The sequence below is a fragment of the Leisingera sp. ANG-S5 genome, from assembly GCF_000813925.1.
Lineage (GTDB): Bacteria > Pseudomonadota > Alphaproteobacteria > Rhodobacterales > Rhodobacteraceae > Leisingera.
The window spans coordinates 209619-232046 of record NZ_JWLH01000010.1; the positions used below are offsets into that span (position 1 = coordinate 209619).

General features: G+C 61.6%; 22 protein-coding genes. 20 read left to right on the forward strand and 2 right to left on the reverse strand.

Annotated elements, in window-relative coordinates:
- Positions 1-53: 53 nt before the first annotated feature.
- The 7 genes from RA25_RS15575 to RA25_RS15605 all read left to right on the forward strand — a co-directional run bounded on the left by RA25_RS15575 (position 54) and on the right by RA25_RS15605 (position 6935).
- Positions 54-1502: an FAD-linked oxidase C-terminal domain-containing protein gene (locus RA25_RS15575; RefSeq protein WP_039173647.1), complete on the forward strand. Its 1449-nt coding sequence runs from the start codon at positions 54-56 to the stop codon at positions 1500-1502.
- Positions 1503-1544: 42 nt separating this feature from the next.
- A complete protein-coding gene (locus RA25_RS15580; protein WP_082023087.1) occupies positions 1545-2672 on the forward strand; it encodes an FAD-binding protein in 1128 nt (375 codons plus the stop codon).
- Positions 2673-2675: 3 nt separating this feature from the next.
- Positions 2676-3998 (forward strand): glycolate oxidase subunit GlcF, encoded by a 1323-nt coding sequence (gene glcF / locus RA25_RS15585; protein ID WP_039173649.1) that lies wholly within the window; start codon positions 2676-2678, stop codon positions 3996-3998.
- A 159-nt stretch (positions 3999-4157) separates the two neighbouring features.
- Positions 4158-4916, forward strand: coding sequence for a trypsin-like serine peptidase (locus RA25_RS15590; protein WP_152610586.1), 759 nt, complete (start codon positions 4158-4160; stop codon positions 4914-4916).
- Positions 4913-5728, forward strand: coding sequence for a trypsin-like serine peptidase (locus RA25_RS15595; protein WP_039173652.1), 816 nt, complete (start codon positions 4913-4915; stop codon positions 5726-5728). Before RA25_RS15590 ends, RA25_RS15595 begins: the two co-directional genes overlap by 4 nt.
- A 134-nt stretch (positions 5729-5862) precedes the next feature.
- Entirely contained in the window at positions 5863-6327 is a 465-nt protein-coding gene (locus RA25_RS15600) for an Hsp20 family protein (RefSeq protein WP_019297345.1), read from the forward strand.
- A 209-nt stretch (positions 6328-6536) separates the two neighbouring features.
- A complete protein-coding gene (locus RA25_RS15605) occupies positions 6537-6935 on the forward strand; it encodes a globin domain-containing protein (protein WP_019297344.1) in 399 nt (132 codons plus the stop codon).
- Positions 6936-6976: 41 nt separating this feature from the next.
- On the opposite strand, the gene RA25_RS15610 is transcribed toward RA25_RS15605, so the two are convergent.
- Complete coding sequence (locus RA25_RS15610) at positions 6977-8449, reverse strand: NAD-dependent succinate-semialdehyde dehydrogenase (protein ID WP_039151248.1); 1473 nt, start codon at positions 8447-8449, stop codon at positions 6977-6979.
- Between the two features lie 181 nt (positions 8450-8630).
- On the opposite strand from RA25_RS15610, the gene RA25_RS15615 reads away from it, so the two are divergent.
- Complete coding sequence (locus tag RA25_RS15615; RefSeq protein ID WP_039173654.1) at positions 8631-9416, forward strand: alpha/beta hydrolase; 786 nt, start codon at positions 8631-8633, stop codon at positions 9414-9416.
- A 189-nt stretch (positions 9417-9605) separates the two neighbouring features.
- On the forward strand, positions 9606-10814 hold the full coding sequence (locus tag RA25_RS15620; protein WP_019297341.1) for an aminopeptidase P family protein: 1209 nt from the start codon (positions 9606-9608) through the stop codon (positions 10812-10814).
- Between the two features lie 91 nt (positions 10815-10905).
- Here RA25_RS15620 and RA25_RS15625 read toward each other — a convergent pair whose 3' ends face one another.
- Positions 10906-12135 carry a 50S ribosomal protein L11 methyltransferase gene (locus RA25_RS15625; protein WP_039173656.1) on the reverse strand — a complete coding sequence of 410 codons (1230 nt, stop codon included), beginning with the start codon at positions 12133-12135 and terminating at the stop codon, positions 10906-10908.
- Positions 12136-12456: 321 nt separating this feature from the next.
- Between RA25_RS15625 and pssA the strand changes: the two genes are divergently transcribed.
- The 11 genes from pssA to RA25_RS15680 all read left to right on the forward strand — a co-directional run bounded on the left by pssA (position 12457) and on the right by RA25_RS15680 (position 22421).
- Positions 12457-13203 (forward strand): CDP-diacylglycerol--serine O-phosphatidyltransferase, encoded by a 747-nt coding sequence (gene pssA, locus RA25_RS15630; protein WP_019297339.1) that lies wholly within the window; start codon positions 12457-12459, stop codon positions 13201-13203.
- A 25-nt stretch (positions 13204-13228) separates the two neighbouring features.
- The gene (locus RA25_RS15635; protein WP_039173658.1) at positions 13229-13852 is read left to right on the forward strand and encodes a class I SAM-dependent methyltransferase; all 624 of its coding nucleotides are present in this window, start codon (positions 13229-13231) and stop codon (positions 13850-13852) included.
- A gap of 173 nt (positions 13853-14025) precedes the next feature.
- Positions 14026-15108 (forward strand): hypothetical protein, encoded by a 1083-nt coding sequence (locus RA25_RS15640; protein ID WP_019297337.1) that lies wholly within the window; start codon positions 14026-14028, stop codon positions 15106-15108.
- Positions 15109-15357: 249 nt separating this feature from the next.
- Positions 15358-15639 carry a hypothetical protein gene (locus RA25_RS15645; protein WP_039173659.1) on the forward strand — a complete coding sequence of 94 codons (282 nt, stop codon included), beginning with the start codon at positions 15358-15360 and terminating at the stop codon, positions 15637-15639.
- Positions 15636-16100, forward strand: a complete 465-nt coding sequence (locus RA25_RS15650) for a hypothetical protein (protein WP_039173661.1) — start codon at positions 15636-15638, stop codon at positions 16098-16100. The genes RA25_RS15645 and RA25_RS15650 overlap by 4 nt, the downstream gene beginning before the upstream one ends.
- The gene (locus tag RA25_RS15655; RefSeq protein ID WP_039173663.1) at positions 16097-17218 is read left to right on the forward strand and encodes a hypothetical protein; all 1122 of its coding nucleotides are present in this window, start codon (positions 16097-16099) and stop codon (positions 17216-17218) included. Before RA25_RS15650 ends, RA25_RS15655 begins: the two co-directional genes overlap by 4 nt.
- Positions 17219-17680: 462 nt before the next feature.
- On the forward strand, positions 17681-19615 hold the full coding sequence (locus RA25_RS15665) for an AAA family ATPase (protein ID WP_039173667.1): 1935 nt from the start codon (positions 17681-17683) through the stop codon (positions 19613-19615).
- Between the two features lie 3 nt (positions 19616-19618).
- The gene (locus RA25_RS22775) at positions 19619-19984 is read left to right on the forward strand and encodes a hypothetical protein (RefSeq protein WP_152612220.1); all 366 of its coding nucleotides are present in this window, start codon (positions 19619-19621) and stop codon (positions 19982-19984) included.
- Between the two features lie 134 nt (positions 19985-20118).
- Positions 20119-20622 carry a hypothetical protein gene (locus tag RA25_RS15670; protein WP_039173669.1) on the forward strand — a complete coding sequence of 168 codons (504 nt, stop codon included), beginning with the start codon at positions 20119-20121 and terminating at the stop codon, positions 20620-20622.
- A complete protein-coding gene (locus tag RA25_RS15675) occupies positions 20619-21980 on the forward strand; it encodes a DUF6638 family protein (RefSeq protein ID WP_039173671.1) in 1362 nt (453 codons plus the stop codon). Before RA25_RS15670 ends, RA25_RS15675 begins: the two co-directional genes overlap by 4 nt.
- A gap of 174 nt (positions 21981-22154) precedes the next feature.
- The gene (locus tag RA25_RS15680; RefSeq protein WP_019297329.1) at positions 22155-22421 is read left to right on the forward strand and encodes a hypothetical protein; all 267 of its coding nucleotides are present in this window, start codon (positions 22155-22157) and stop codon (positions 22419-22421) included.
- Positions 22422-22428 lie beyond the last annotated feature (7 nt).

The window sequence follows — 22428 nt, forward strand, 5'->3', positions numbered from 1 at the left end:
CCTTGCCAGACGGGAAGAATTGGTAATATCATTTTACCAAATAGGAGAGCCCGATGGACATGCCATCCCCGAACCCCGCCATTCTGGCCCGCAAGGCGCGGCTTGCCGAGCGCCTGCGTGCCGTGCTGCCCGCGGATGCGGTGATCCAGGACGAGGCGGAAACCCGCGCCTATGAATGCGATGCGCTCACTGCCTACAGATGCCCGCCGCTGCTGGCGGTGCTGCCGCGGAGCACGCAAGAGGTCTCAGCCGTGCTGCGGATCTGCCACGAGGAAGGCGTGCCGGTGGTGCCGCGCGGTGCAGGAACCTCGCTGGCGGGCGGGGCGCTTCCGACGGCAGATTGCGTGATCCTGGGCGTGGCGCGGATGAATGAGGTGCTGGAGACCGATTACGACAACCGCATTATCCGGGTGCAGACCGGGCGCACCAATCTCAGCGTCTCCGGCGCGGTGGAGGAAGAGGATTTCTTCTACGCCCCCGACCCGTCTTCGCAGCTGGCCTGCGCTATTGCCGGCAATATCGCGATGAATTCCGGCGGGGCGCATTGCCTGAAATACGGGGTGACCACCAACAATCTGCTGGGTGTCACCATGGTGATGATGGATGGCACCGTGGCGGAAATCGGCGGTGCGCATCTGGATGCGGGCGGGCTGGACCTCTTGGGCGTGATCTGCGGCAGCGAAGGGCAGCTGGGGGTGGTGACTGAGGCCACCCTGCGGATCCTGCGCAAGCCTGAGGGCGCCCGCCCGGTTCTGATCGGCTATGACAGCAACGAGGTGGCCGGCGCCTGCGTCAGCGACATCATCAAGGCGGGTGTGCTGCCGGTGGCCATCGAATTCATGGATCGCCCCTGCATCGAGGCTTGCGAGGCATTTGCCAAGGCGGGCTATCCGATGTGCGAGGCGCTGCTGATCATCGAGGTCGAGGGCAGCGAGGCCGAGATCGCGCACCAGCTGGGGCTGATCACAGAGATTGCCCGCTCCCACAACCCGGTGGAGCTGCGCGAGGCGGGGGATGCGGATGAGGCCGCCCGCATCTGGCTGGGCCGCAAGTCGGCCTTTGGCGCCATGGGGCAGATCAACGATTACATGTGCCTGGACGGAACGATCCCGGTGTCCTCACTTCCCTTCGTGCTGCGCCGCATCGGTGAGATGAGCAAGGAATTCGGGCTGGATGTGGCCAATGTGTTCCACGCGGGCGACGGCAACATGCACCCGCTGATCCTGTTCGATGCCAACAAACCGGGCGATCTGGAAACCTGCGAGGCCTTTGGTGCCGAGATCCTGAAGCTCTGTGTCGAGGCGGGCGGCTGCCTGACCGGCGAGCATGGGGTCGGGATCGAGAAACGCGACCTGATGCTTCATCAGTACAGCGCGGCGGATCTGGAAGCGCAGCTGAAAGTTAAGGATGTGTTTGATCCCAAATGGCTTTTGAACCCGGCCAAGGTGTTCCCGCTGTCTGTAACTGAAAGCCGCCGGGCCGTGGCGCTGGCTGCTGAATGATTGGGGGCTAGCCCCCAAACCCCCAGAGTATTTTCGGGAAAGATGAATATGATGACACCAGGGAGCGAGGCAGAGCTGGCCGAGGCCATTGCAGGCGCAAGCGGGCCGCTGTGCATTCAGGGCGGCGGCAGCCGCGGGCTGGGTGTGGAAGGGGACGTGCTGAGCACGCGCGGGCTATCCGGTATTGAACTCTATGAGCCCGGCGCGCTGACGCTGGTGGTCAAGTCGGGCACCCCAGTGGCGGAGGTGGAGGCGCTGCTGGCCGCGGAAAACCAGCGGCTAGCGTTTGAACCGATGGATCACCGCGGCCTGCTGGGCACCGATGGCGAGCCGACCGTTGGCGGAGTGATTGCCGCCAATGTCTCCGGCCCCCGGCGAATCCAGGCGGGGGCGGCGCGCGATCACCTGTTGGGGGTGCGGTTAGTGGATGGGTCCGGCCAAGCGGTGAAGAACGGCGGCCGGGTGATGAAGAATGTGACCGGCTATGATCTGGTCAAGCTGATGTGCGGCGCCCACGGCACCTTGGGAGTGCTGACGGAGGTGTCTTTGAAAGTGCTGCCAAAGCCTGAGTGCAGTGGCACGTTGGTCTGGCACGGGCTTGGATGGGTCGCGTCGCTGAAAGTCTTCTGTGAAGCTTTGAAGTCACCCTATGACGTGACTGGTGCAGGCAGGGTTCCGCAGGGTGCCGCTGGAAAATCGATGACGTACATTCGGGTGGAGGGGTTCGAAGATTCCGTCAAATACCGCCTGACAGAACTGCGGAGGCTCTTTTCAGATTTGAAACCTGATGAGCTGAACATCGACGCAGAAGAAAATGCCCAAATTTGGCAGTCCTTGCGCGACGCAGAACCGTTTCACGGCAAAGCCGGAGACGTGTGGCGAACCTCGGTAAAGCCGACTGACATGCTTAAAGTAACAGGGCAGAGGGATTTCGAGCATGTTGTCGATTGGGGCGGCGGGTTGATCTGGAGCCTTGTGCCGGAAGGGGAGGATTTAAGGCAGAAACTGGCAAATGTGCCGGGCCATGCCACGCTGGTGCGGGCCAGTGCAGACACCCGCGCGCGGATCGGCGTATTCCAGCCGCAGCCCGCACCGCTGGCAGCCATCTCCGAAGGTCTGCGGTGGCAGTTCGACCCGCGCGGCATCCTCAATCCGGGGCTGATGGGGTAACACATGCAGACCACATTCACCGAAAAACAGCTGCAGGACCCCGGCACCAAACGCGCGAATGAAATCCTGCGCTCTTGCGTCCACTGCGGGTTTTGCACCGCGACGTGCCCGACCTATCAGGTGCTGGGCGATGAGCTGGATTCACCGCGCGGTCGGATCTACCTGATCAAGGACATGCTGGAAAACGAACGGGTGCCGGACGAAAAGACCGTCAAGCACATCGACCGCTGCCTGTCGTGCCTGGCCTGCATGACCACCTGTCCGTCAGGCGTGCACTACATGCATCTGGTGGACCATGCCCGCGCCTATATCGAAAAGCACTACGACAGGCCATGGAGCGATAAGGCCCTGCGCTGGCTCCTAGCGCGGATCCTGCCTTATCCGGGCCGGTTCCGGCTGGCGCTGCTGGGGGCCAAGCTGGCGAAACCGTTCAAGGGTCTGCTGCCGGATCCCCGGCTGCGCGCGATGCTGGATATGGCGCCGAAAACCATTCCGCCAGTCAGCCGCAATGACGATCCGCAGAGCTTTGCGCCCGAGGTTCCCCGCAGGAAACGCGTGGCGCTGATGACCGGCTGCGCCCAGAAGGCGCTGAACACCGATATCAACGACGCCACCATCCGCCTGCTGACCCGGCTCGGCTGCGAAGTGGTGGTCGCCAGGGGGGCGGGCTGCTGCGGGGCGCTGACCCACCACATGGGGCGCGAGGATGAGAGCCGCACTGCGGCGGCAAAAAACATCCGCGCCTGGGCGGCAGAGATCGACGGGCAGGGGTTGGATGCGATTGTCATCAATACCTCCGGCTGCGGCACCACGGTCAAGGACTACGGGCATGTGTTCCGAAACAGCGAACTGGCGGCGGATGCGGCGCGGGTGTCAGGCATTGCGATGGATATCTCCGAATTGCTGATGCAGCTGGATCTGCCTGAGGGGGAGGACAAGGGGCTGACAGTGGCTTATCACGCCGCCTGCTCGCTGCAGCACGGCCAGCAAATCAAGACCCACCCCAAGACGCTGCTGAAACAGGCCGGTTTCACGGTGGTGGAGCCTGCCGACAGCCATCTCTGCTGCGGATCGGCCGGTACCTACAATTTGATGCAGCCGGAAATCTCGGCCCAGCTGAAGGCGCGCAAGGTCAAGACGCTGGAGGCCAAAGAGCCCGATCTGATCGCTGCTGGCAATATCGGCTGCATGATGCAGATCGGCGGGGGCACCGAATTGCCCATCGTGCATACGGTCGAGCTGCTGGACTGGGCCACGGGCGGCCCGCAGCCGCCTGCGCTGACGGCACCGGGCATACGCGCGCCGGAGGTACCCATCTTGCGCTGAACGGTGTTTGAAAAGCGGAAAGAATCGGGCTGCACAAACCGCGCATTTGCCGTAATTTTGCCTGAACAGACAAATAATCTCCCACCCGGTGGATAAGAGGAGACGCATGTGAGGCAGTGGATTCTTGCGGTTGCAGCGCTGCTGCTGCCAGCCGCAGCAATGGCGCAGGACAGCAGACTACAGCGGATGGATACCCTGGATGCGGGCCGCAAGTGGGAAGCTGTCGGGCGGCTCGACGTGAATGGCGAGGGGTTCTGCACCGGTGCGCTGATTGCTCCTGACCTGGTGTTGACGGCCGCGCATTGCCTCTATGACAGCCGCACCAAGGCGCCGATCGACCCCGCCACCATCGAATTCCTGGCCGGCTGGCGCAACGGCCGCGCCTCTGCCTACCGCTCTGTGCGCCGGGCGGTGCAGCATCCCTCTTATGTCTATGACGGGGAGCTTTCGACCGGCCGGGTGCGCAATGACATCGCTCTGCTGCAATTGCAGCGCCCGATCCGCAATACCAAGGTCACGCCGTTTGAAACCGAAGCGCGCCCGCGCAAAGGAGCCAAGATCGGTGTCGTCTCTTATGCCCATGACCGGTCTGAGGCGCCGTCCCTGCAAGAGGTCTGCGCGGTGATGGCGCGGCAGCAGGGGGTGCTGGTAATGTCCTGTGACGTGGATTTCGGCTCCTCCGGTGCGCCGGTGTTTTCCTTTGACGGTGGCGTGCCGCGCATCGTCTCGGTGGTTTCTGCCAAGGCAGAGGTGAGCGGTAAGCAGGTGTCGCTGGGATCTGCCCTGGCCGAGGAACTGACTCTGCTGCAGGCGCAGCTGACTGCGGTTGCGACCGGCGGCCAGCTGCCCCCTGGCGTGGGCCGGGTGAAGGCGGGGGAGCGCGCCAGCTCCTCCGGTGCAAAGTTCATCAAGCAATGATCCGGCGGGCGCTGATACTGGCGGCTGCGGTTCTGGCCTATGCCGGCGGTGCGGCGGCTCAGGAAACTGGCCTGCGGCGGCTAACCGACCGCGATGATCTGTTCGGCTGGGAGGCCGTGGGCCGGCTGGAGCTGAACGGGCAGGGCTTCTGCACCGGCACATTGATTGCCCCGGAACTGGTGCTGACGGCGGCGCATTGCGTCTATGACCGCAACGGGGATCAGCGCCCGGCAGAGCAGATCCGGTTCCGGGCCGGATTGCGGGACGGGGTGGCGATTGCCGAGCGGCAGGCGCTGCAGATCGCGGCGCATCCCGGCTACGATCCGCGCCAACGCCTGACCTTGGAGAATATCCGCCACGATGTGGCGCTGATCCGGTTGGCGGAGCCGGTCCTCAGCGGTCAGGCAGATGCCTTTGCGCTGCATTCTGGCCAGGATTACGGCGTTAACATTTCGGTAACCTCTTACGGCATGGGCCGGGCTGAGGCGCTGTCGCGCCAGCGTGAATGCAACCTGATGGGGGAGCATGGGGACGTGCTGATGATCGATTGCAATGTCACCTTCGGCTCTTCCGGGGCGCCGGTGTTCTCACAGGTTGGCGGCCGTGGACGCATCCTGGCGCTGGTTTCGGGCGGCGGCAGTTATCAGGGCAAGAAGATCGCATTCGGCATGAAGCTGCCCCAGCGGGTTGCAGAGCTGAAGGCGCAGCTGCGCCGCAATCCGGTGGCAGCACCTGACCGGCGGATCAAGCGGATCCGGGTTGGCAGCGGTGCTTCCGCAGGTGGTGCAAAATTTGTCAGCGTGGGCGACTGACAGACCTCTTGAAGCCGCAATTTCCGCTTCCTATCTCAGGATTGTCCGGGCAGCCGCTGATTGGGGCCCGGAGAAAAATCAGCCTGTCCCTGCGGGGAAGGCATCCTGAAATCGCTCATGAATGAGGATGGAAAATGCGTACTTTTGATTTTGCACCGCTGCACCGTGCCACCATCGGTTTTGACCAGATCGCCAGCCTGATGGACCGCGCCCTGAGCGCTGACGCGGCCCAGTCCAGCTACCCGCCCTACAACATTGAGAAGACCGATGCTGACAGCTACCGCATCTCAATCGCTGTTGCCGGTTTCTCTGACGAAGACCTGAACGTCGAAGTGAAGGAAAACGCGCTGGTCGTGTCCGCGAAGAAAGCAGAGGACGGCGACGGCCGCACCTTCCTGCACCGCGGTATTGCCACCCGGGCCTTCGAACGCCGTTTCACCCTGGCCGACCACGTCCACGTGACCGGCGCCAGCCATGAAAACGGCATGCTGCATATCGATCTGCACCGCGAGGTGCCGGAGGCGCTGAAACCGCGCCGGATCGAAATCTCCTCCTCCCGCCCGAACCGACCGGAGATCGAGGCCAAAGCGGTCAACTGATCCTTCGGTTCCCGGTTCGCGCACAAGACGCCCCCTGGCTTTGCCAGGGGGCTTTTTTGTTTTGCCGGGCTGTCCCCGCGGGGACAGCCCAGGGTTGTGCGGCGCAATCAGATGTTAGGATTTTGGCGCCACACTGAGGTGGTGAATGGTTGTTGCGCCGGTGTCCGACCGCCCGCCGGTGCTGCCAATACGCGGTCAGGGTGAACCATATGGGACCACAAGAGATACAGCATGTTCAGCAGAGCTTCGCAGGCATATTTGCCCGCAAGGCGGATCTGGCAGAACGGTTCTATGTGCATCTCTTCACCCGACTGCCGGAGGCGCGGGGGATGTTCCGCGGCAATTTCGTGAAGCAGAAAACGATGCTGACGGCGATGATCACGTCCTGTGTGCGCAATTTGGATGACCCGCGCACGCTGGAGGACATCGGCGTGCAGCTGGCGCAGGAACACGCCCATCTGGACCTTGGCCCGCGGGAGGCGGAGGCGGCAAAGCGGGCGCTGATCGCCGCTTTGCGCGATGTTCTGGGGGCGGAACTGGACCCGGAGACCGAGTTTGCCTGGGCCAGTGCCATCAGCCGGGTGGCCGGGACGCTGACCCGGCACTGAGCTGGCACTGACCATCCGGCTGCCCTGATCCGCGGGGCGGTTCAGACCGCCATGCAGATGTATTTCATCTCCAGGTAATCTTCGATGCCGTGGTGGCTGCCTTCGCGGCCCAGGCCGGACTGCTTGACGCCGCCGAATGGGGCCACCTCGGTGGAGATGATGCCGGTGTTGACCCCGACGATCCCGTATTCCAGCGCCTCGGCCACCTTGTATACACGGGAGAGGTCCTTGGCGTAGAAATAGGACGCAAGGCCAAAGATGGTGTCATTGGCCATAGCGATCACCTCATCCTCGTCCTCGAACTTGAACAGCGGGGCCAGCGGGCCAAAGGTCTCGTCGGTGGCAAAGGCCATCTCCTGGGTTGCGCCCTTGACGATGGTCGGCTGGAAGAAGCTGCCGCCCAGTTCCGACGGGTTGCCGCCCAGGATCACTTCGCCGCCCTTGGAGGTAGCATCGGCGATATGCTCCTGCACCTTCTCGACCGCTTCCTTGTTGATCAGCGGGCCGAAGTGGATGCCGTCCTTGAGACCGTCGCCGACGTTCATTTTCTCGACCGCGGCTTTCAGCTTCTCCGCAAAGGCATCGTAAACGCCAGCCTGCACATAGATCCGGTTGGCGCAGACGCAGGTCTGGCCGTTGTTGCGGAACTTGCACATGATGGCGCCTTCGACGGCGGCGTCCAGATCGGCGTCGTCAAACACGATGAACGGCGCGTTGCCGCCCAGCTCCATCGAGCATTTCATCACCGTGTCTGCTGCCTGGCGCAGCAGGATGCGGCCGACCTCGGTGGAGCCGGTGAAGGTCAGCTTGCGCACCGCGTCGTTCTCGCAGAACTCCTTGCCGATGTCGGAAGCGCGCGACGACGGCACAACGCTGAACACGCCCGCCGGAATGCCGGCCCGGTCGGCCAGAACTGCCAGCACAATCGCCGACAGCGGGGTTTCCGCGGCGGGACGGGCGACAAAGGAACAGCCGGCGGCCAGCGCCGGGCCTGCCTTGCGGGTGATCATCGCGTTGGGGAAGTTCCAGGGAGTGATCGAGGCGGCAACACCAATCGGCTGCTTCAGCACGGTGATGCGCTTGTCGCGCTGGTGGCCGGGGATGGTCTCGCCGTAGATCCGCTTGGCCTCTTCCGCGAAGAACTCGATGAAAGATGCGCCATAGGCGATCTCGCCGCGGGATTCCGCCAGCGGCTTGCCCATCTCGGCGGTCAGGATCACTGCCAGATCCTCCTGGTTTTCCATCATCAGCTCGAACCACTTGCGCATCACATTGGCGCGCTCCTTGCCGGTCCACTTGGCCCAGTCCTTTTGCGCGGCATCGGCCTGGGTAATGGCACCGGCAACCTGCGCGCGGCTGGTGTCGGCGACCTGGGCGATCACGTCGCCGCGGGCCGGGTTGGATACGTCAAAGGTGCCTTCGCCGTCGGTAAACTGGCCGCCGATATAAGCGCGGGTTTCCAGCAGGCTGGGGTCTTTGAGAAGGGATTTCAGGTCAGTGGTTGCGTCAAGCATGGCGGGCCTCCCGGGTGTTCTGTTGCGGAATGCAAAGCAGTTGTGCCTTGATATGTCCAGAAGGATTGATGAGTCCAGAATTTGATCAAATTCCGGGCAAAGATTTTGAGCCAAGCAATTTGACATGTGCTGTGCCAGACTGTCTGGTAGCCGCAAAGAATAAGAACAGGGGAGATTGGGCATGGAATTGGATGATGCCTATGCCAACGGGGCCTATATCGAGAATGCCGACAAGTACCCGCCGCGCTGGGCGGCCTCGGCGGAGGATTTCCGCAACAGCCTGCATGAGCGCGCCCGGCTGAACATTCCTTATGGCGAGGGGGAGCGGCAGACCTTTGACCTGTTCCTGCCTGAAGGCGCCGCCAAGGGACTGTTTGTCTTTGTCCACGGCGGCTATTGGCTGGCTTTCGATAAAAGTTCCTGGTCGCATCTGGCGCGCGGCGCCCTGTCGCACGGATGGGCGGTGGCGATGCCGTCCTACGACCTGTGCCCGGAGGTGCGGATTGCCGATATCACCCGGCAAATTGCGGCCGCGGTGACGCGGGTTGCGGAGGAAGTGGAGGGCCCGATTGCGCTGGCTGGCCATTCGGCGGGTGGTCACCTTGTAGCGCGGATGCTGGACAAGGCGCTGCTGCCGGCGGATGTGGGCGCGCGGATCAAAACAGTGATCCCAATCTCGCCGCTGTCGGATCTGCTGCCCTTGTTGCGCACCACGATGAACCAGAAGTTCAAGATGGATTCGGCTGCTGCGGTGGCAGAAAGCCCGGTGGAGATGCAAGACCGCTATGAGGCAGAGGTCACCGTCTGGGTCGGCGGCGAGGAACGCCCGGCGTTTCTGGATCAGGCGGTCTGGCTGGTGGAGGCCTGGGGTGCGGATCATGTGATTGCCTTTGGCAAGCATCATTTCAACGTGATCGACCCGCTGGCCGACCCGGACAGCGATCTGGTGGCGCTGATCGTGAATTGAGGGCTTGGAGGGGGCAGAAACGCCCTCTCTGAACAGGGCGAAAATAGTTCTTGCCAGAATCCCCTTTCCGCCGCATCTTCCGGCTCAAGGGCCAGGCGATGGCGTCGCCGCATGGAATACATGCCAGCCCCCGCATTCCAAAACTGTCCTGAACGCCGGGACCTTTCTTGTAAGAAGGAAGGGTCTGATATGACTGCACGTCCTGAAATGTACCGTTTTCACAATGGTGAGAAGGCGCCGCTGCAATTTGCTGTCTCCGAGTACGAGGCGCGGATCGCGGGCCTGCGCAAAATCATGGCTGAAACAGGGGTGAGCGCTGCTGTCTTCACCTCGATGCACAACATCTCCTACTACTCGGGCTTCACCTACTGCGCCTTTGGCCGCCCTTACGGCCTGGTGGTGACCGCAAGCGAAGCCGTGACCATCTCGGCCGGCATCGACGCGGGCCAGCCCTGGCGCCGCTCTTTCTGCGACAACATCACCTACACCGACTGGCAGCGCGACAATTTCTGGCGTGCAATCAAGTCGGTATCGGGCGAGGGCGCGGTGGTCGGCTATGAGAGCGATCACCTGACGCTGCTGCAGAAGGCCAAGCTGGAGGGGTTCCTGAAGCCCTCGCAGCTGGTTGACCTGTATGAACCGACCATGCGCCAGCGGATGGGCAAATCCGCCGCTGAACTGGACATGATCCGGGCCGGTGCCGCCGTTGCCGATGTGGGCGGCTTTGCGATCCGCGACGCGGTCAAGGAAGGCGCGCGGGAGATTGATGTGGCGATGGCCGGCCGTGATGCGATGGAGCTGGAGATTGCCAAGCGGTTTCCGGATGCGGAGTACCGCGACACTTGGGTCTGGTTCCAGTCGGGCATCAACACTGACGGCGCCCACAACCCGGTGACGGGCCGCACCCTGCAGCGCGGCGACATCCTGTCCCTGAATACTTTCCCCATGATTTCAGGGTATTACACCGCGCTGGAGCGGACCATGTTCGTGAAGGAAGTGGATGCCGACTCCCTGCGCATCTGGGAGGCCAATGTGGCGGCCCATGAGCTGGGTATCTCGCTGCTGAAGCCGGGCGCGAGCTGCGCGGAAATCACCCATAAGATCAACGCCTTCTTTGAAGAGCAGGATCTGCTGCAGTACCGCACCTTTGGCTACGGCCACTCGTTCGGCGTTCTGTCGCACTACTATGGCCGCGAGGCGGGGCTGGAACTGCGCGAGGACATCGATACGGTGCTGGAGCCGGGAATGGTGATCTCGATGGAGCCGATGCTGACCATCGCCGATGGCCAGCCGGGTGCCGGCGGCTACCGTGAGCATGACATTCTGATCATCCACGAGGATGGCAACGAGAACATCACCAAATACCCCTATGGGCCGGAGTTCAACGTCGTCGGCTGAGGCGGACTGAACGCGAAAATTCAGGGGGTGCCATGTGTGCACCCCCTGTGCACCGCCTGTGCACCGGGGAGGGCGTCAGGCGGACTTGATCCTAGTAATGCGCTTGCCCCAGAGACTGGGTGCGCGCGGCCTCTGACGGCGGGAAAACCGGGGTCTGCGGAACCGACGGACCGCTGGCGGCCAGCAGCTGGCGGTGCCCGTTCCAACCTTGGGTCATCCACAGCGCAGCAGCAGGTTGTTCCTCAGCTTGCAAGAGTTCCCGCACCGACAGGCTCAGCTGAGACGCGTCGTGCTGCGCGGTTACGCTCAGGCGGTCCCCGGCCTTGGCCGTTTCCGGTTGGTCGAGCAGAAAGGCGGTGCGGCCCCAATGGCCGCCGGATTTCAGCCCGTTTGCCACTTGCACCCCCGGGGCCAGGTCCATTTTGAAGCTGACAAGCACTGCGTGAATGCGGCCCGTTTCGGAACAGGCGAGGTCTTTTGCAGCGCGCGCCGGATTGATGTTTGGCCGGGTGAAGTCGAATTCGAACAGATCTGTTGCCGGGCCAAGGGGCCGCAGGCTGCAGGCCTCAAAGTCGTTCGGTGTGAGCTGCGCCACGCGGGCAAAATTGTGAAAGGCGCTGAGGTCGAAACCTTCTGCCTCATGCGGGCGCCAGAGGTTCAGAAGCCCATCGCTTTCGACCGGCTGCGCCATGAGCGTTCCGCGTTCGGGGATCGCGCGGGCATCCGGCTTGGCAAGTGCGGCCATGGCGTGGGTGAGAGTTGCAAGCGCACCTTCGCCAAGCAGAACCGTATCGACGATTTCCGAGATCACGACATCTGCCTGCTCTGGAATGTCTTCACCGACCACGATGTCGTGCGACCATTTCGGGATGACGGTGATGCGGCTGCTGAGACCGTTGTCCGCGATGACCTGCTTCGCAGCCTGGGCGATCAGGGGCTGCTGTTCGCAAGTGTAGACATGTTTCGCGCCCGCACGTGCCGCCAGCATGGCGGTCAAACCAGCGCCGCAGCCGATGTCCAGAACCACGTCGCCGGGCTTCACCTTGGCTGCGATGGCCTTGGCATAGGCCTTGTTGCGGGCGGTGTCCGACAGCATCGGGAAGTGCCAGCGGGGCACAAATGTCTGATGCAGCCGTTCCTGCAGGATCTGCACCTCGTGGTGGCCGGGGTCAATCCTGAGAGCCTCTGATAAGAGCTGCGAAGTCCGGATGCCGCCGTCGGTCAGGGGTTCAGATTTTGCGGATTGTAAGAGGGATTCTGCGTCCTGTGCAGGCTGGTTCTGGTGTTTTTGCGAAGGGGCAGGCGAATGACTTCCAGGCAAATTTTGTCCTCATTTATTGCAAATGCCACTGACCTGCTTATCCCTCATGCCTATCTAATAAATGATGAAGGAAAGGCACGTGCTGCGGGACGTTTCTGCCGGCGCTTCTGAGAATACCGGTGCCAAGGCTGCCGGAGGGGCTGGTCCGCAGATCTGCCGGCCGGGCGAGAGCTGTTCCGGCAAGGGGGCACGGACGTTGCGCCGGGGCGGGTCTTGGGGCATATGTGCGCCACGGCATCGCCCGCCGAATAGCCCGCCGATATGATACCCTCTTGCTGCAGCACGGTTGCATGCCGCCGCGAGGAAGAAAGAGCCACCGCCATGTATGACGCCCCGGAAAAGAAGAAATCGGAATTTGCGCTGATCCAGCTGATGCCGAACCTGATGACCATCGGTGCCATCTGTGCGGGCCTGTCGGCGATCCGGTCTGCGGTTTACGGCAATTACGGGCTGGCGGTGATGCTGATCCTGCTGGCGGCGGTGCTGGACGGGCTGGACGGGCGGCTGGCACGGGCGCTGCGCAGCGTCAGCAAGATGGGAGCGGAGCTGGATTCGCTGGCTGACTTCCTGAACTTCGGCGTGGCGACGCCACTGGTGATCTATTTCTGGGCGCTGCAGGACATGCGCGGGATCGGCTGGATTTCAGTGCTGGTGTTCTCGGTCTGCTGTGTGGTGCGGCTGGCGCGGTTCAATGTGTCTGCCAAGTCGGAGGAAGACGCGCCGAAGCTGCGCAAGGGGTACTTTGAGGGCATCCCTTCGCCTGCCGGAGCGCTGCTGGCGCTGCTGCCGATGTTTGCCTCCTTTGCCTATGGCAGCCGCGAACCGGTGCTGCATGAGCTGCTGATCTGTCTCACCATGGTGCTGGTGGGGCTGGCAATGATCAGCCACATTCCGACCTGGTCGCCGAAAGCAGTTAAAATTTCACGTGAGAATGTTAAGTACCTGCTTGTGGGCTTTGCCTTCATGGCTGCGGCATTACTGACCTATGCATGGACCGTGCTGGTTGTGCTATGCCTTGGCTACGTTGCGATGGTGATTTGGGGGCTGGTTTCCAAGCCAAAAGACTAGCCCAAGACGTCCGGGGAGGGACGAATTGGATATCAAAGCAGTTGAGGAGTCATACGCGCGCTGGGCGCCGGTGTATGACAGGACATTTGGCGCGGTGACGCGCTCTGGCCGCCGCAGGGCGACCCGTTACATCAATTCCCGCGAGGGCAGTGTGCTGGAGGTCGGGGTCGGCACCGGCTTGTCCCTGCAGCATTACGCGCCGCATCTGCAGGTGACGGGGATCGATTTCAGCCATGACATGCTGAAGAAGGCCCAAGGAAAGGTGCAGGAGCTGGGGCTGAAACAGGTGGAGGCGCTGCGGCAGATGGATGCCCGGCAGCTGGATTTCCCGGACAACTCGTTTGACACGGTGGCGGCGATGCATGTGCTGTCGGTGGTGCCGGACCCGGACAAGGTGATGCATGAGATTGCGCGGGTTCTGAAACCAGGCGGCAAGGTCGTGATCACCAACCATTTCAAGAGCGGCAAAGGGGTGCGGGCCTCGCTGGAGAAGCTGTCAGCCCCCCTGGCCAATGTGATTGGCTGGCATTCGGACTTTGCGCTGGAAACGGTGCTGCAGGAGGACCGGCTGCAGGTCGAGGTGCAGGAAAGCATTCCGCCCTTCGGGATGATGACATTCCTGGTGCTGGGCAAGCAACTGACAATGTGAAACAGCCAGTTTCCGCAATGCAGCCCCGGGGGGATCCTCCGGGGCTTTTCTTTGTGCGGCCTGTCTGCAACAGTGCATTTGAAACGGGTGGAATTGCGCCGCCTCAGGGGATGTAAAACCCTTTTACATCCCCATATCAGGATCAGGTATTTGACAGGGAAGGAGCGGATGCGATGAGTGTGTCCCAATTTGAGAAAATGGTGGCGGACAGCCAGGACAAGGTGCGCGAGTCGCAGTCCAGGATCGAGGCGCTGACCTCGCGCATCGAAGCGGCGCGCAGCAAGATCGAGGCCGGTGAGGACGCCAGCATCGACATCGAAAACGCCACCCTGGAAGACGTGCATGCGCATACCGAGGTGATGAACGCCAATATTGCCGAGCTGATCATGGGGCTCGATGATGTGACGGCGGCGTTTTCCAAGGATTTTGACGAGATGCGCAACAAGACCGGCTGGGAGAGCTTTGTCGGCTTCTTCAGTCGCGGCAAGTCGGACTCGATGCGCCAGGAGCGGATGCGCACGGCAAATATCGACGACAAGCTGCAGGACCTGATTGCCAAGTCGGATGTGATCGTGAAGCTGCTGGAAGGCCAGCTGGCCACCCTGGAAGAACAGCGCGAGAAGGTGCAGACCAATCTGTCCGCAACCCTGGACGACCGCGAGTTCACGGTGCAGGAGCTGGAGGGCGTGCGCGCCCAGATCGTGGCGCTGGACCCGCAGATCATCGAGCTGGAGAACAAGATCGCGGTCGAGCAAGACGCGGCGGCACGCACCAAGCTGGAGACCGAACTGGCCGACATCAACGCCAAATACAACGCGCTGGTGCAGGAGGAGCAGGTGAAGCTTGCCAAGTCCCAGACGCTGGAGCGCTATATCGAGAAGGGCAAAACCTGGGTCGACAGCCTGCAGAACCAGGCGGCGACGCAGATGGTGCTGATCAACAAGCTGCAGACGGACACGCAGCAGCGGGTGGTGCTGTATGATGCGCTGACCAAATCGCTGAAGACCGCGCAGCAGCAGGATGTGGCGCACCGGATCAACGAGATCGGCGTGCAGACCGACAAGGAAGCCCAGACCGCAATGGCGGCGATCGGCACCGCGACCAACCAGAAGATGGCCGACATGCTGGAAGCGCATGAAGGCAACATGGTGTTTGCCCGCGACGTGCTGGAGAAGAAGGCCAAGGCGGATGAACGCTTTGCCCGCCGGTTCGCGGCGATTGTCGAGAAGCACGACAAGAACCTGTATGGGGGGTGAGCTTGGATTGGCTTGAGTTCCTGAATATCCCGTGTCCGCCGAACTGGTTCTGGTGGAGCGTGCTGGCGGTTATTTTTGGAACTTTGGCTGTTCTCTACTTCGCCGTCGGAGGCCCTTTTGCAGGCTGGGTTGTGGCCACAGTAGCGGGAGTGTTCGCAATCTTTGCCTGGGAACTTTCTAAGGAGCGGATTGGTTAGACACCTCGGCCCACAACGCTGGCTGGAGAAAGCCGTAAACACTGGTGTGCACATGACAAAGTTCGAAAAACGGATGTTCAGAATTATGGTTGGCATAGGGCTGTCTGGGTTCACGCTGTGCAGCGCAATGGCCTATCTCCTCGGTGCTCCGGCCTTTGCGATGGTGGCAAGTGTCTTTGCCTTTATCGGCATTGTGATTGCCTTTCTTTGGTTCATTCAGGCCTGTGCGGACTCTTTCCGCGACTATGGCCTAGGGGAAGGCACGGCAAACCTGTACGGAGAGGACCATGCCAAGCGCATATTTGGCGAAAACTACATGAAGCCTAAGCAATGACCGATCCCTCGCACGACCACGCCGGCCTCAGCGATACCTTCACCTCGCGCCGCAGACAGCTAGGTGTAAACCGCTTCGTCCGGCTGTTCGCGGCATGTGTTTTTATGGCGCTGTTTTTCTATGGAATTTGGGCCGGGCATACATGGGTTGCTGTCGCTGCGATTTGGATGCTGACGCCGATGCTGCTGGTTTTTGCAGCCAGGTTTCCGGTTTCACTCGATCCAATTGTGGAGCCGAAACACTGCTTGTCAGCAAGCGATGCAATGCGGTCGCGCGAGGTTTGGCTGCAATTCTTCAAGCGGAATTGGTTTGTCGTCGCCAGCTTGTCTTTCACAGGATTTCTATTGCTTCACACAGGATGGCTGCCCTGGGTTGGTGCTGTGGGATTTTGGGTCTTTGCCATTCTGGCGGGTTTCTTGCATGCGAAATCGTCTGTTGAACTGAGAAGGGCGTGCGCATGACCGATCCCTCGCACGACCACGCGGGCCTCAGCGATACCTTCGCCTCGCGCCGGTACTTCAAGAAGTTTGAGACCATCATCCGGCATCTGACCCGGGTGGCGGCGGCGATGCAGGCGGAGGGGCGGCTTTCGAAGTCCGATGTGAAGGTGCTGACGGCCTACCTGATGCGGCTGAACTTCACCTTCCGCGCTCTGTCGATGAAATACCTGATGGCGGGGCGCGATACGGGCCGCTTCTTTGGCAGCCTGGCGATGGACAAGCGCGACAGCGGCTTTCCGGTTGCCGCGGAACTCATGACCATGGCCAACGACGCCCAGCAGGCGGAGCGGCATCTGGCCAATATGGCGAGTGAGGCGCAGTTGAAGGACGATATGGTGCGCACCATCATCTCAGACCGCACGGTGCCCTCGAAACTGCAATTCGCCCTGTCGCAGCGGCTTTATTATCAGGAGCTGGTGAAGGGGGAGCTGTTCTGGACCCAGAACGATCCGGTCTGCGAATGGCTGGAAAACATCGGCGAGAGGCGGCGGCGCTTTCTGCTGCATTGGGCGGCTTATGACAGCCAGGTGAACCTGCCGGTGATCTACCTGATGGAGTTGGAGGACAGCGGCAAGGTGGCGCTGCCCAAGGACGAGCGGCGCTGGCCGGAAGTGCAGGCGCATCTGATGGCCCAGGCGCTGGCGGGGCTGAAGCTGGTGACGATTGCCAAGGGGTTTGACGAGGATTTCGATGACCTCCACCCCAAGTATCTGCGCCGCTACCACGTCGGGCCGATGTATTCCTCTGCCTATACCGAGCAGTCCGGCCCGCTGCACCGGGTGCTGGAGGAGGCGGAGGCGCCCGCGGGCCAGGACTGGGCGCTGGCCTGGACGCTGGAGGAGCTGGAAAGCGAAGACGTGCGTGAGGAACGCGCAGGCTGGTTCGGCACCGTGGAGCGGGAGATCTTTGCGCTCGACCCCTTTGGCGGGCGCGGCGCGGATACCGGGGCAACGCGGACACAGCGCGCGATCATCCTGCCGCAGCGCCCGTTCCAGGTGCTGGCAGAGCTGGACCCGCCGGGATTTGCGGATGTGCAGAAGTTCGTGGTGAGCGACGCCGGGCAGGTGCTGCGGTATTGAGTGCCGGCGCGTGTTGCCTACAGCGGAGCCTCCCCTCTCGGCGGCAAAGCCGCCTGCCGGGCAGCGGGACGGGGATATTTTTAGCCAGATGAAGATTGTTTAAGTTGGAGGGCCAATGCGGATTGCGGGAGTATTGATGCTGATAGCTTTGACGGGAGGTTGCAGCGGGTACCTGGCTCAGGATCTGAATGCGTTCAAAGCGGAGACTGTGAGCCGCTATCCTGTTGGGAGCACCGTTGAGGACTTGCAGCGCGATCTCGGATGGCGCGGGTTCAAAGAAAGCGGCCCGGCTTTCAGGTCTACTCCGCATCGGCCCGTGCCACTGCCGCATTGCATGCGGAAGTCACTGGTTTACGGCTTTTGGGGAGGTGGCAATCGTTGGGTGTGCTACCGCGAAGAAGCAGGCCGGATAGAAGAAATTGAAATTTATCAGTTGGTCGCGGGCCTCTGAAGGAGAGAGAGATGAGCATTTCAGGCAATCAGATGGAGCTGCGGGAAGAGGATATCCGCAAGCATTACGCGGCTGCGGCGGCGATGCTGGAGGGGTTTGACCACACCCCGCGCATTGCCAAGCCTGCTGTGGAGGGCAAGGCGCCGGAACGTTCGCCCGGGATTGCCCGCACCCGCCGCTTCCGCTCCACCACGCCCGGGCTGGTCACACGCTCCACTGCGCGGCCCGAAGGCGTGCATCTGATTGCCCGCATCGAGGCGGCGGATGAGGATGATCCGCTGACCTCACCCCTGCAGGCGACCCTGCAGCATGCCTTGCGCCGCGCCTTGGCGGTCTCCTTGGCAATGGGGGAGGCTTATGCGGATGTATCCGGGCTGGCGGATCTGAAGCGGGCCAATTTGGCCGGGTCCCTGGATGCGGCGCGCAAGGGGGAGTTCACCGAACTGCTGGCCGCTGAGGCGCTGATTGCGGCGCATGTGTTTGCCAATGCCGCGGCCTATCTGCTGGCGCCGCACGGGTCCGAGGCGCAGGCCGAGGTGGGCGAGGTGGAGGAGCTGCTGACCGACAACGCACCGCTGGCGCTGCACGGGGCGCTGTGGGAGCTGGACCAGAAGCTGGCGCTGCACGCGCCCGATGATGCGCATCTGATTGCGGCTGCGGCGGGTTATGCCGAGCAGCTGATGGAAAAGGCGGCCTTGCGCGCCCAGACTGCGCCGCGGCTGGAGGCGTTCACTGCTGCGGCCTGGCGGGTCGAGGCGGATGACCTGACCATCAGCAGTTTCGAACCGGCGGCGAAGGCGAAGTCCACAACGCTCACCATGGCGTTCAAGAAGCCGCATGAGGTGGTTGGCAACCATATCGCCAAGTACCAGGCCTTGAGGCTGTCCAAGATGCTGATGGCCTATGACTTCGACCGCCGCCTGAACCCGTTTGCCGAGATGGGCGGCTTCATCTTCACCTTCATGGGTGACGGCAAGCCGGGGACGGGTAAGACCACCCTCATTCAGATGATGGCGGGGCTGATCCATGATTACTGCCAGAATGCGGGCTACGCCTTCCGCTACCAGAACTTCGGCATCGACAATATCGACAGCTATCAGGGCAAGTCGGGGCAGAACGCCAAGTCGTTCATCCAGAACGTGATCGACCCGGGCGTGATCGGCTTTGGCACCATCGACGACATCGACCAAATCGCGGGCAAGCGCGGCGACCGGCAGTCCAGCGCGGGCCAGCAGGAGGTGACGGCGGTGTTCATGGAGGCCTTTGCCGGCGCCAACACCGTGGTGCGCGGCAACTGCACCTTCGGCATGTTCTCCAACTACCCGGAGAATGTGGACGATGCCCTGCGCCAGCGGGCCGGGGCGCGGTTCCTGGTGGACGGGCCGCAGACGCGGGAGGATTACATCGACATCCTGACGCTCTTGATGGGCAAGAACCATGCGATCCCGCTGGGAGAGCACGACCTCTATGGCGCGCAGGAGATCAAGAAGGCGGTCGCGCGCTCGTTTGAGGCGCACAACCGCCCGCAGGAGCCGGGGCTGATGGAGGTCTTTGGCCGGGTGCACGACCAGATCGGGGAACTGGATGATCTGGCCAAGCTGGGGACGTACCTGAAGGCGATCCAGGCTGCGGATGAACGTTTCACCGGCCGCGCCATCAAGAACATCACCGATGCGGTCAAAGTGCGGGCGATGGATTTCGAGCTGCCGGACGAATGGATGGAGAACCCGGAGCTGTTCCTGTTCAAGGATTACGAGACCAAATCGGCGATGATTGGTGAGCTGCGGGTGCCCATCACGGTCGACATGGTGGTGCAGGAGATCAACCGCTACGCCGACTCTGAGTTCCGCTATGCCGACAAGTCGGATGAGGTGGCGATTGAAAACATGGTGCGCGATTTCGGGCGGCAGGAAGAGGCCAAGCGGCGGTATCTGGAGGGGAAATAACCTTTGGGGATTGCCCTCTTATATCTTGGAATTGTGGTCACGGTTTTTGCCGCCCTCTTTACCCTTCCAGCCGCGTGGGTCAACGGCGACAGAGTCGGGAACAAGGAGACGGTTTTGTGGCGGGCAGCAGGCTTTACACTATTGCCGGCCGGGATCATTTGCCTTGCTGCATATGTAGTTGCTGGATTTGCATTTTTGCCTGACTTGTCTCCGAACCCAGTTAGCTTCTTTGAGTATGTGAAGTTCGCGGCAGCTGGAACGGCAGCGTCGTGTGTTGTGCTGGTTCCAATCTCAGCGCTCGTTTTTGGTGCGGCTTGGTTCCTGGGCAGGCGATCATTCATCCGTGCACGTGTGCAGAAGGAAACCTGATGAGTATTGGGCAAAAGACAAGGGCAGTGCTTGACCGTGGGCGGAAGCGGAGCGCCCGCTCGTTTTGCCGGAGGCAAACCTTCGGTTTGACGAGACGGAGAAGTATCAAGTTGGTATTTTAAGAGGCAGGAGTGATGGAATACGTTCAATTAATTTCTGATTTTGCTTCCAAACATAAAGACCTGATCTCCTTGATTGGGGTTCCTCTCCTATCGGCAATCGTAGCTTGGTTCGCGTCCGTTCGTGCAACCAAAATCACGCAGAAAGCGCAGGTTGTGCGTAGGGGGTTGGATAGGGAGCTGAAATTAAGCGACTACAGGCAAGCCTGGATTAACGAGCTTCGAAATGATCTGGCATTGCTTTCTTCTTTGTCTCTAGCACCAAATTCAGGAGCAGAGAATACGATAGCGTTTAATGCGGCTCTTTCTAGAATCCTAATGAGAGTTAATCCTCAAAACCCCTACATTCCTGAGCTGGAGAAGGTTGTCGCGGGTATTCGCGACTACAATCTTGTCAATGTACAAGCAAAGCAAGATGAACTTGTTAAAGTGAGCCGACTGGTTCTCAAACAGGAGTGGGAACGACTCAAAAAAGATCTGAGAGACACGGAAATTTCTTACGAAAGTGACGCAGCATGAAACGCCTCATCCAGCATGGCCTGATGTTCGGCAATCTCTTCCATGTGGCCTCGCCCGCGCTGGTGGAGCGCTACAACCGCGCGCTGAAGCATCTGACCGGTAAGACCACGGCTCTGACGGATTTCCACGTCGATATCTCGGGCTTTTCGCCGGAGATCGGCGATGAGCTGGGGGATGATCACTATCTGAACCATGCGGGCGTGAACCGGCAGTTCATTCTGCTATCGACCGAGCAGAAGCGCTGCCCGCTGCTTCACGTGAAATTCTCCACGAGCCGGGACATTCTGCGCCGGTTCATCGAGGTGAATGAACGCCAGCTGTTTGCGCTGACCGCGACGGATGCGGTGGCGGGGGAACTGGTGAATTCGGTGTTTGAGGTCTCCGAGCCGCGCAAGCTGTTCGACATCCGCCAGGTGCGGATCGAGGCGGATACTACCAAGGGTACGCTGCGCCATGCGGACCGTCTGGCGGAGCTGGTGGAGCGGTTCAAGACCGGGGAGGATGCCTGGTTTGATGACGGTCTGATCGGAGAGATGATTGCGACCGCAGAGAAGACCGGCGATGTGACCCGCAATCCGGTGCATCTGGAGCATGAGGTCTTTGAGCAGGGCAACTTCTGGACCGCGCATTTCGGCGGCCTCTATGTGTTTCAGGACGTGGAGCATCCGGCGGTGATTGCCAGCGGGGCAAAGCCCGAAGGCGTACCGTTGCGCCATGTGTTTGACCTGACCCAGCGCAATGCCATTGCCAAGTTTCTGGAGCTGAACGGGCTGGCCGAGCCGGTGGTCCGGGCGCGCGGCGTTGATGGCGCGGCGATCCTGCGGCAGAAGATGGGGTTCCTGGCGGCTTCGGTTTTGACAGAGAAGGGCCGCGATCTGACCGGCTTGTCGCGGTCGGACCTGAGGCGGCTGGCGGCGCGGCATGCGGAGGAACTGCCGGAGGAGTTCGAGGGGCTGGCAGCGCTGGTGCGCTGGGCCGAGGGCGGCGGCAAGTGGCCGAAGATCACCTCGGATCATCCGGCCTATTTTTATTCCTTGCGGGCATCGGACACGCCGTGCCGCGATCTGGTCAACATGCTGCTGGCGGAGCTGTGCCCGCATGACTTCCGCCAGATGTTCATCTGCCACAAGGAAGAGTTCTACCGCCAGTACTGCGGCTGGCCGGAGACCAAGAAGGCCTATGCTGCGGAGTTCCTGGCGCGGGAATATGCGGTGGACAAGGCCGGCGCGCGCGCCGCACTTTTTGGGCATGAGCCGGACATGGAGGGGCGGATGCCCCGGCTGCCGCGGAACCGGCGCAAGGCGGTGGTTGACCGGGTCGGCCCCTGGGGCGCGGTGAACCGGGTGAGGGGGCGATAGGATGGTCCTATTGGAGAAACTTAATTCTTCCCGGATCGCTTGCGATCCGGTTCGCGCCCGACCCGCCCCCGTCATGCCGGAGGCGTGCTTTCAGCACGACGGCGGGCGTGAAACGCCCACCCTCGGGACGGGGCGCGAACCTGTGTTGGATGTGAAAACCCAGGAGCAACAGTGATGTTCGGCTTTATCCGCCTGATCCTGATCCTCTTGGTGGTGCTGACCGTGGTCTATGCCGCAGTGTCGCTCTATTCGCGCGAGATGCGGCGGCTGAAGCTTAAGCGGCGCTGGAAAGAGAAGGGGTTGACCGGCGACCGCGCGGCCTTCATCCAGCGGGGGCTGAAACAATACGACAACTCGTTCCGGCGCAAGCTGATCCTTCTGGTCTATATCATTCCGCTGGGGGCGCTGGCGCTCCTGATCTACGTCATTAACTTCATGTGAGGTCCAC

Excerpts from the sequence above, each read along its gene's own strand:
- RA25_RS15645 (WP_039173659.1), top strand. The coding sequence starts at position 15,358 with ATGACAAAGTTCGAAAAACGGATGTTCAGAATTATGGTTGGCATAGGG.
- RA25_RS15675 (WP_039173671.1), top strand. The coding sequence starts at position 20,619 with ATGAAACGCCTCATCCAGCATGGCCTGATGTTCGGCAATCTCTTCCAT.
- RA25_RS15655 (WP_039173663.1), top strand. The coding sequence starts at position 16,097 with ATGACCGATCCCTCGCACGACCACGCGGGCCTCAGCGATACCTTCGCC.
- RA25_RS15650 (WP_039173661.1), top strand. The coding sequence starts at position 15,636 with ATGACCGATCCCTCGCACGACCACGCCGGCCTCAGCGATACCTTCACC.
- RA25_RS15590 (WP_152610586.1), top strand. The coding sequence starts at position 4,158 with ATGGCGCAGGACAGCAGACTACAGCGGATGGATACCCTGGATGCGGGC.
- RA25_RS15670 (WP_039173669.1), top strand. The coding sequence starts at position 20,119 with ATGGAATACGTTCAATTAATTTCTGATTTTGCTTCCAAACATAAAGAC.
- RA25_RS15665 (WP_039173667.1), top strand. The coding sequence starts at position 17,681 with ATGAGCATTTCAGGCAATCAGATGGAGCTGCGGGAAGAGGATATCCGC.
- RA25_RS15610 (WP_039151248.1), bottom strand. The coding sequence starts at position 8,449 with ATGCTTGACGCAACCACTGACCTGAAATCCCTTCTCAAAGACCCCAGC.
- RA25_RS15615 (WP_039173654.1), top strand. The coding sequence starts at position 8,631 with ATGGAATTGGATGATGCCTATGCCAACGGGGCCTATATCGAGAATGCC.
- RA25_RS15580 (WP_082023087.1), top strand. The coding sequence starts at position 1,545 with ATGAATATGATGACACCAGGGAGCGAGGCAGAGCTGGCCGAGGCCATT.
- RA25_RS15575 (WP_039173647.1), top strand. The coding sequence starts at position 54 with ATGGACATGCCATCCCCGAACCCCGCCATTCTGGCCCGCAAGGCGCGG.
- pssA (WP_019297339.1), top strand. The coding sequence starts at position 12,457 with ATGTATGACGCCCCGGAAAAGAAGAAATCGGAATTTGCGCTGATCCAG.
- RA25_RS15640 (WP_019297337.1), top strand. The coding sequence starts at position 14,026 with ATGAGTGTGTCCCAATTTGAGAAAATGGTGGCGGACAGCCAGGACAAG.
- RA25_RS15600 (WP_019297345.1), top strand. The coding sequence starts at position 5,863 with ATGCGTACTTTTGATTTTGCACCGCTGCACCGTGCCACCATCGGTTTT.
- RA25_RS15595 (WP_039173652.1), top strand. The coding sequence starts at position 4,913 with ATGATCCGGCGGGCGCTGATACTGGCGGCTGCGGTTCTGGCCTATGCC.
- RA25_RS15605 (WP_019297344.1), top strand. The coding sequence starts at position 6,537 with ATGGGACCACAAGAGATACAGCATGTTCAGCAGAGCTTCGCAGGCATA.
- glcF (WP_039173649.1), top strand. The coding sequence starts at position 2,676 with ATGCAGACCACATTCACCGAAAAACAGCTGCAGGACCCCGGCACCAAA.
- RA25_RS15680 (WP_019297329.1), top strand. The coding sequence starts at position 22,155 with ATGTTCGGCTTTATCCGCCTGATCCTGATCCTCTTGGTGGTGCTGACC.
- RA25_RS15620 (WP_019297341.1), top strand. The coding sequence starts at position 9,606 with ATGACTGCACGTCCTGAAATGTACCGTTTTCACAATGGTGAGAAGGCG.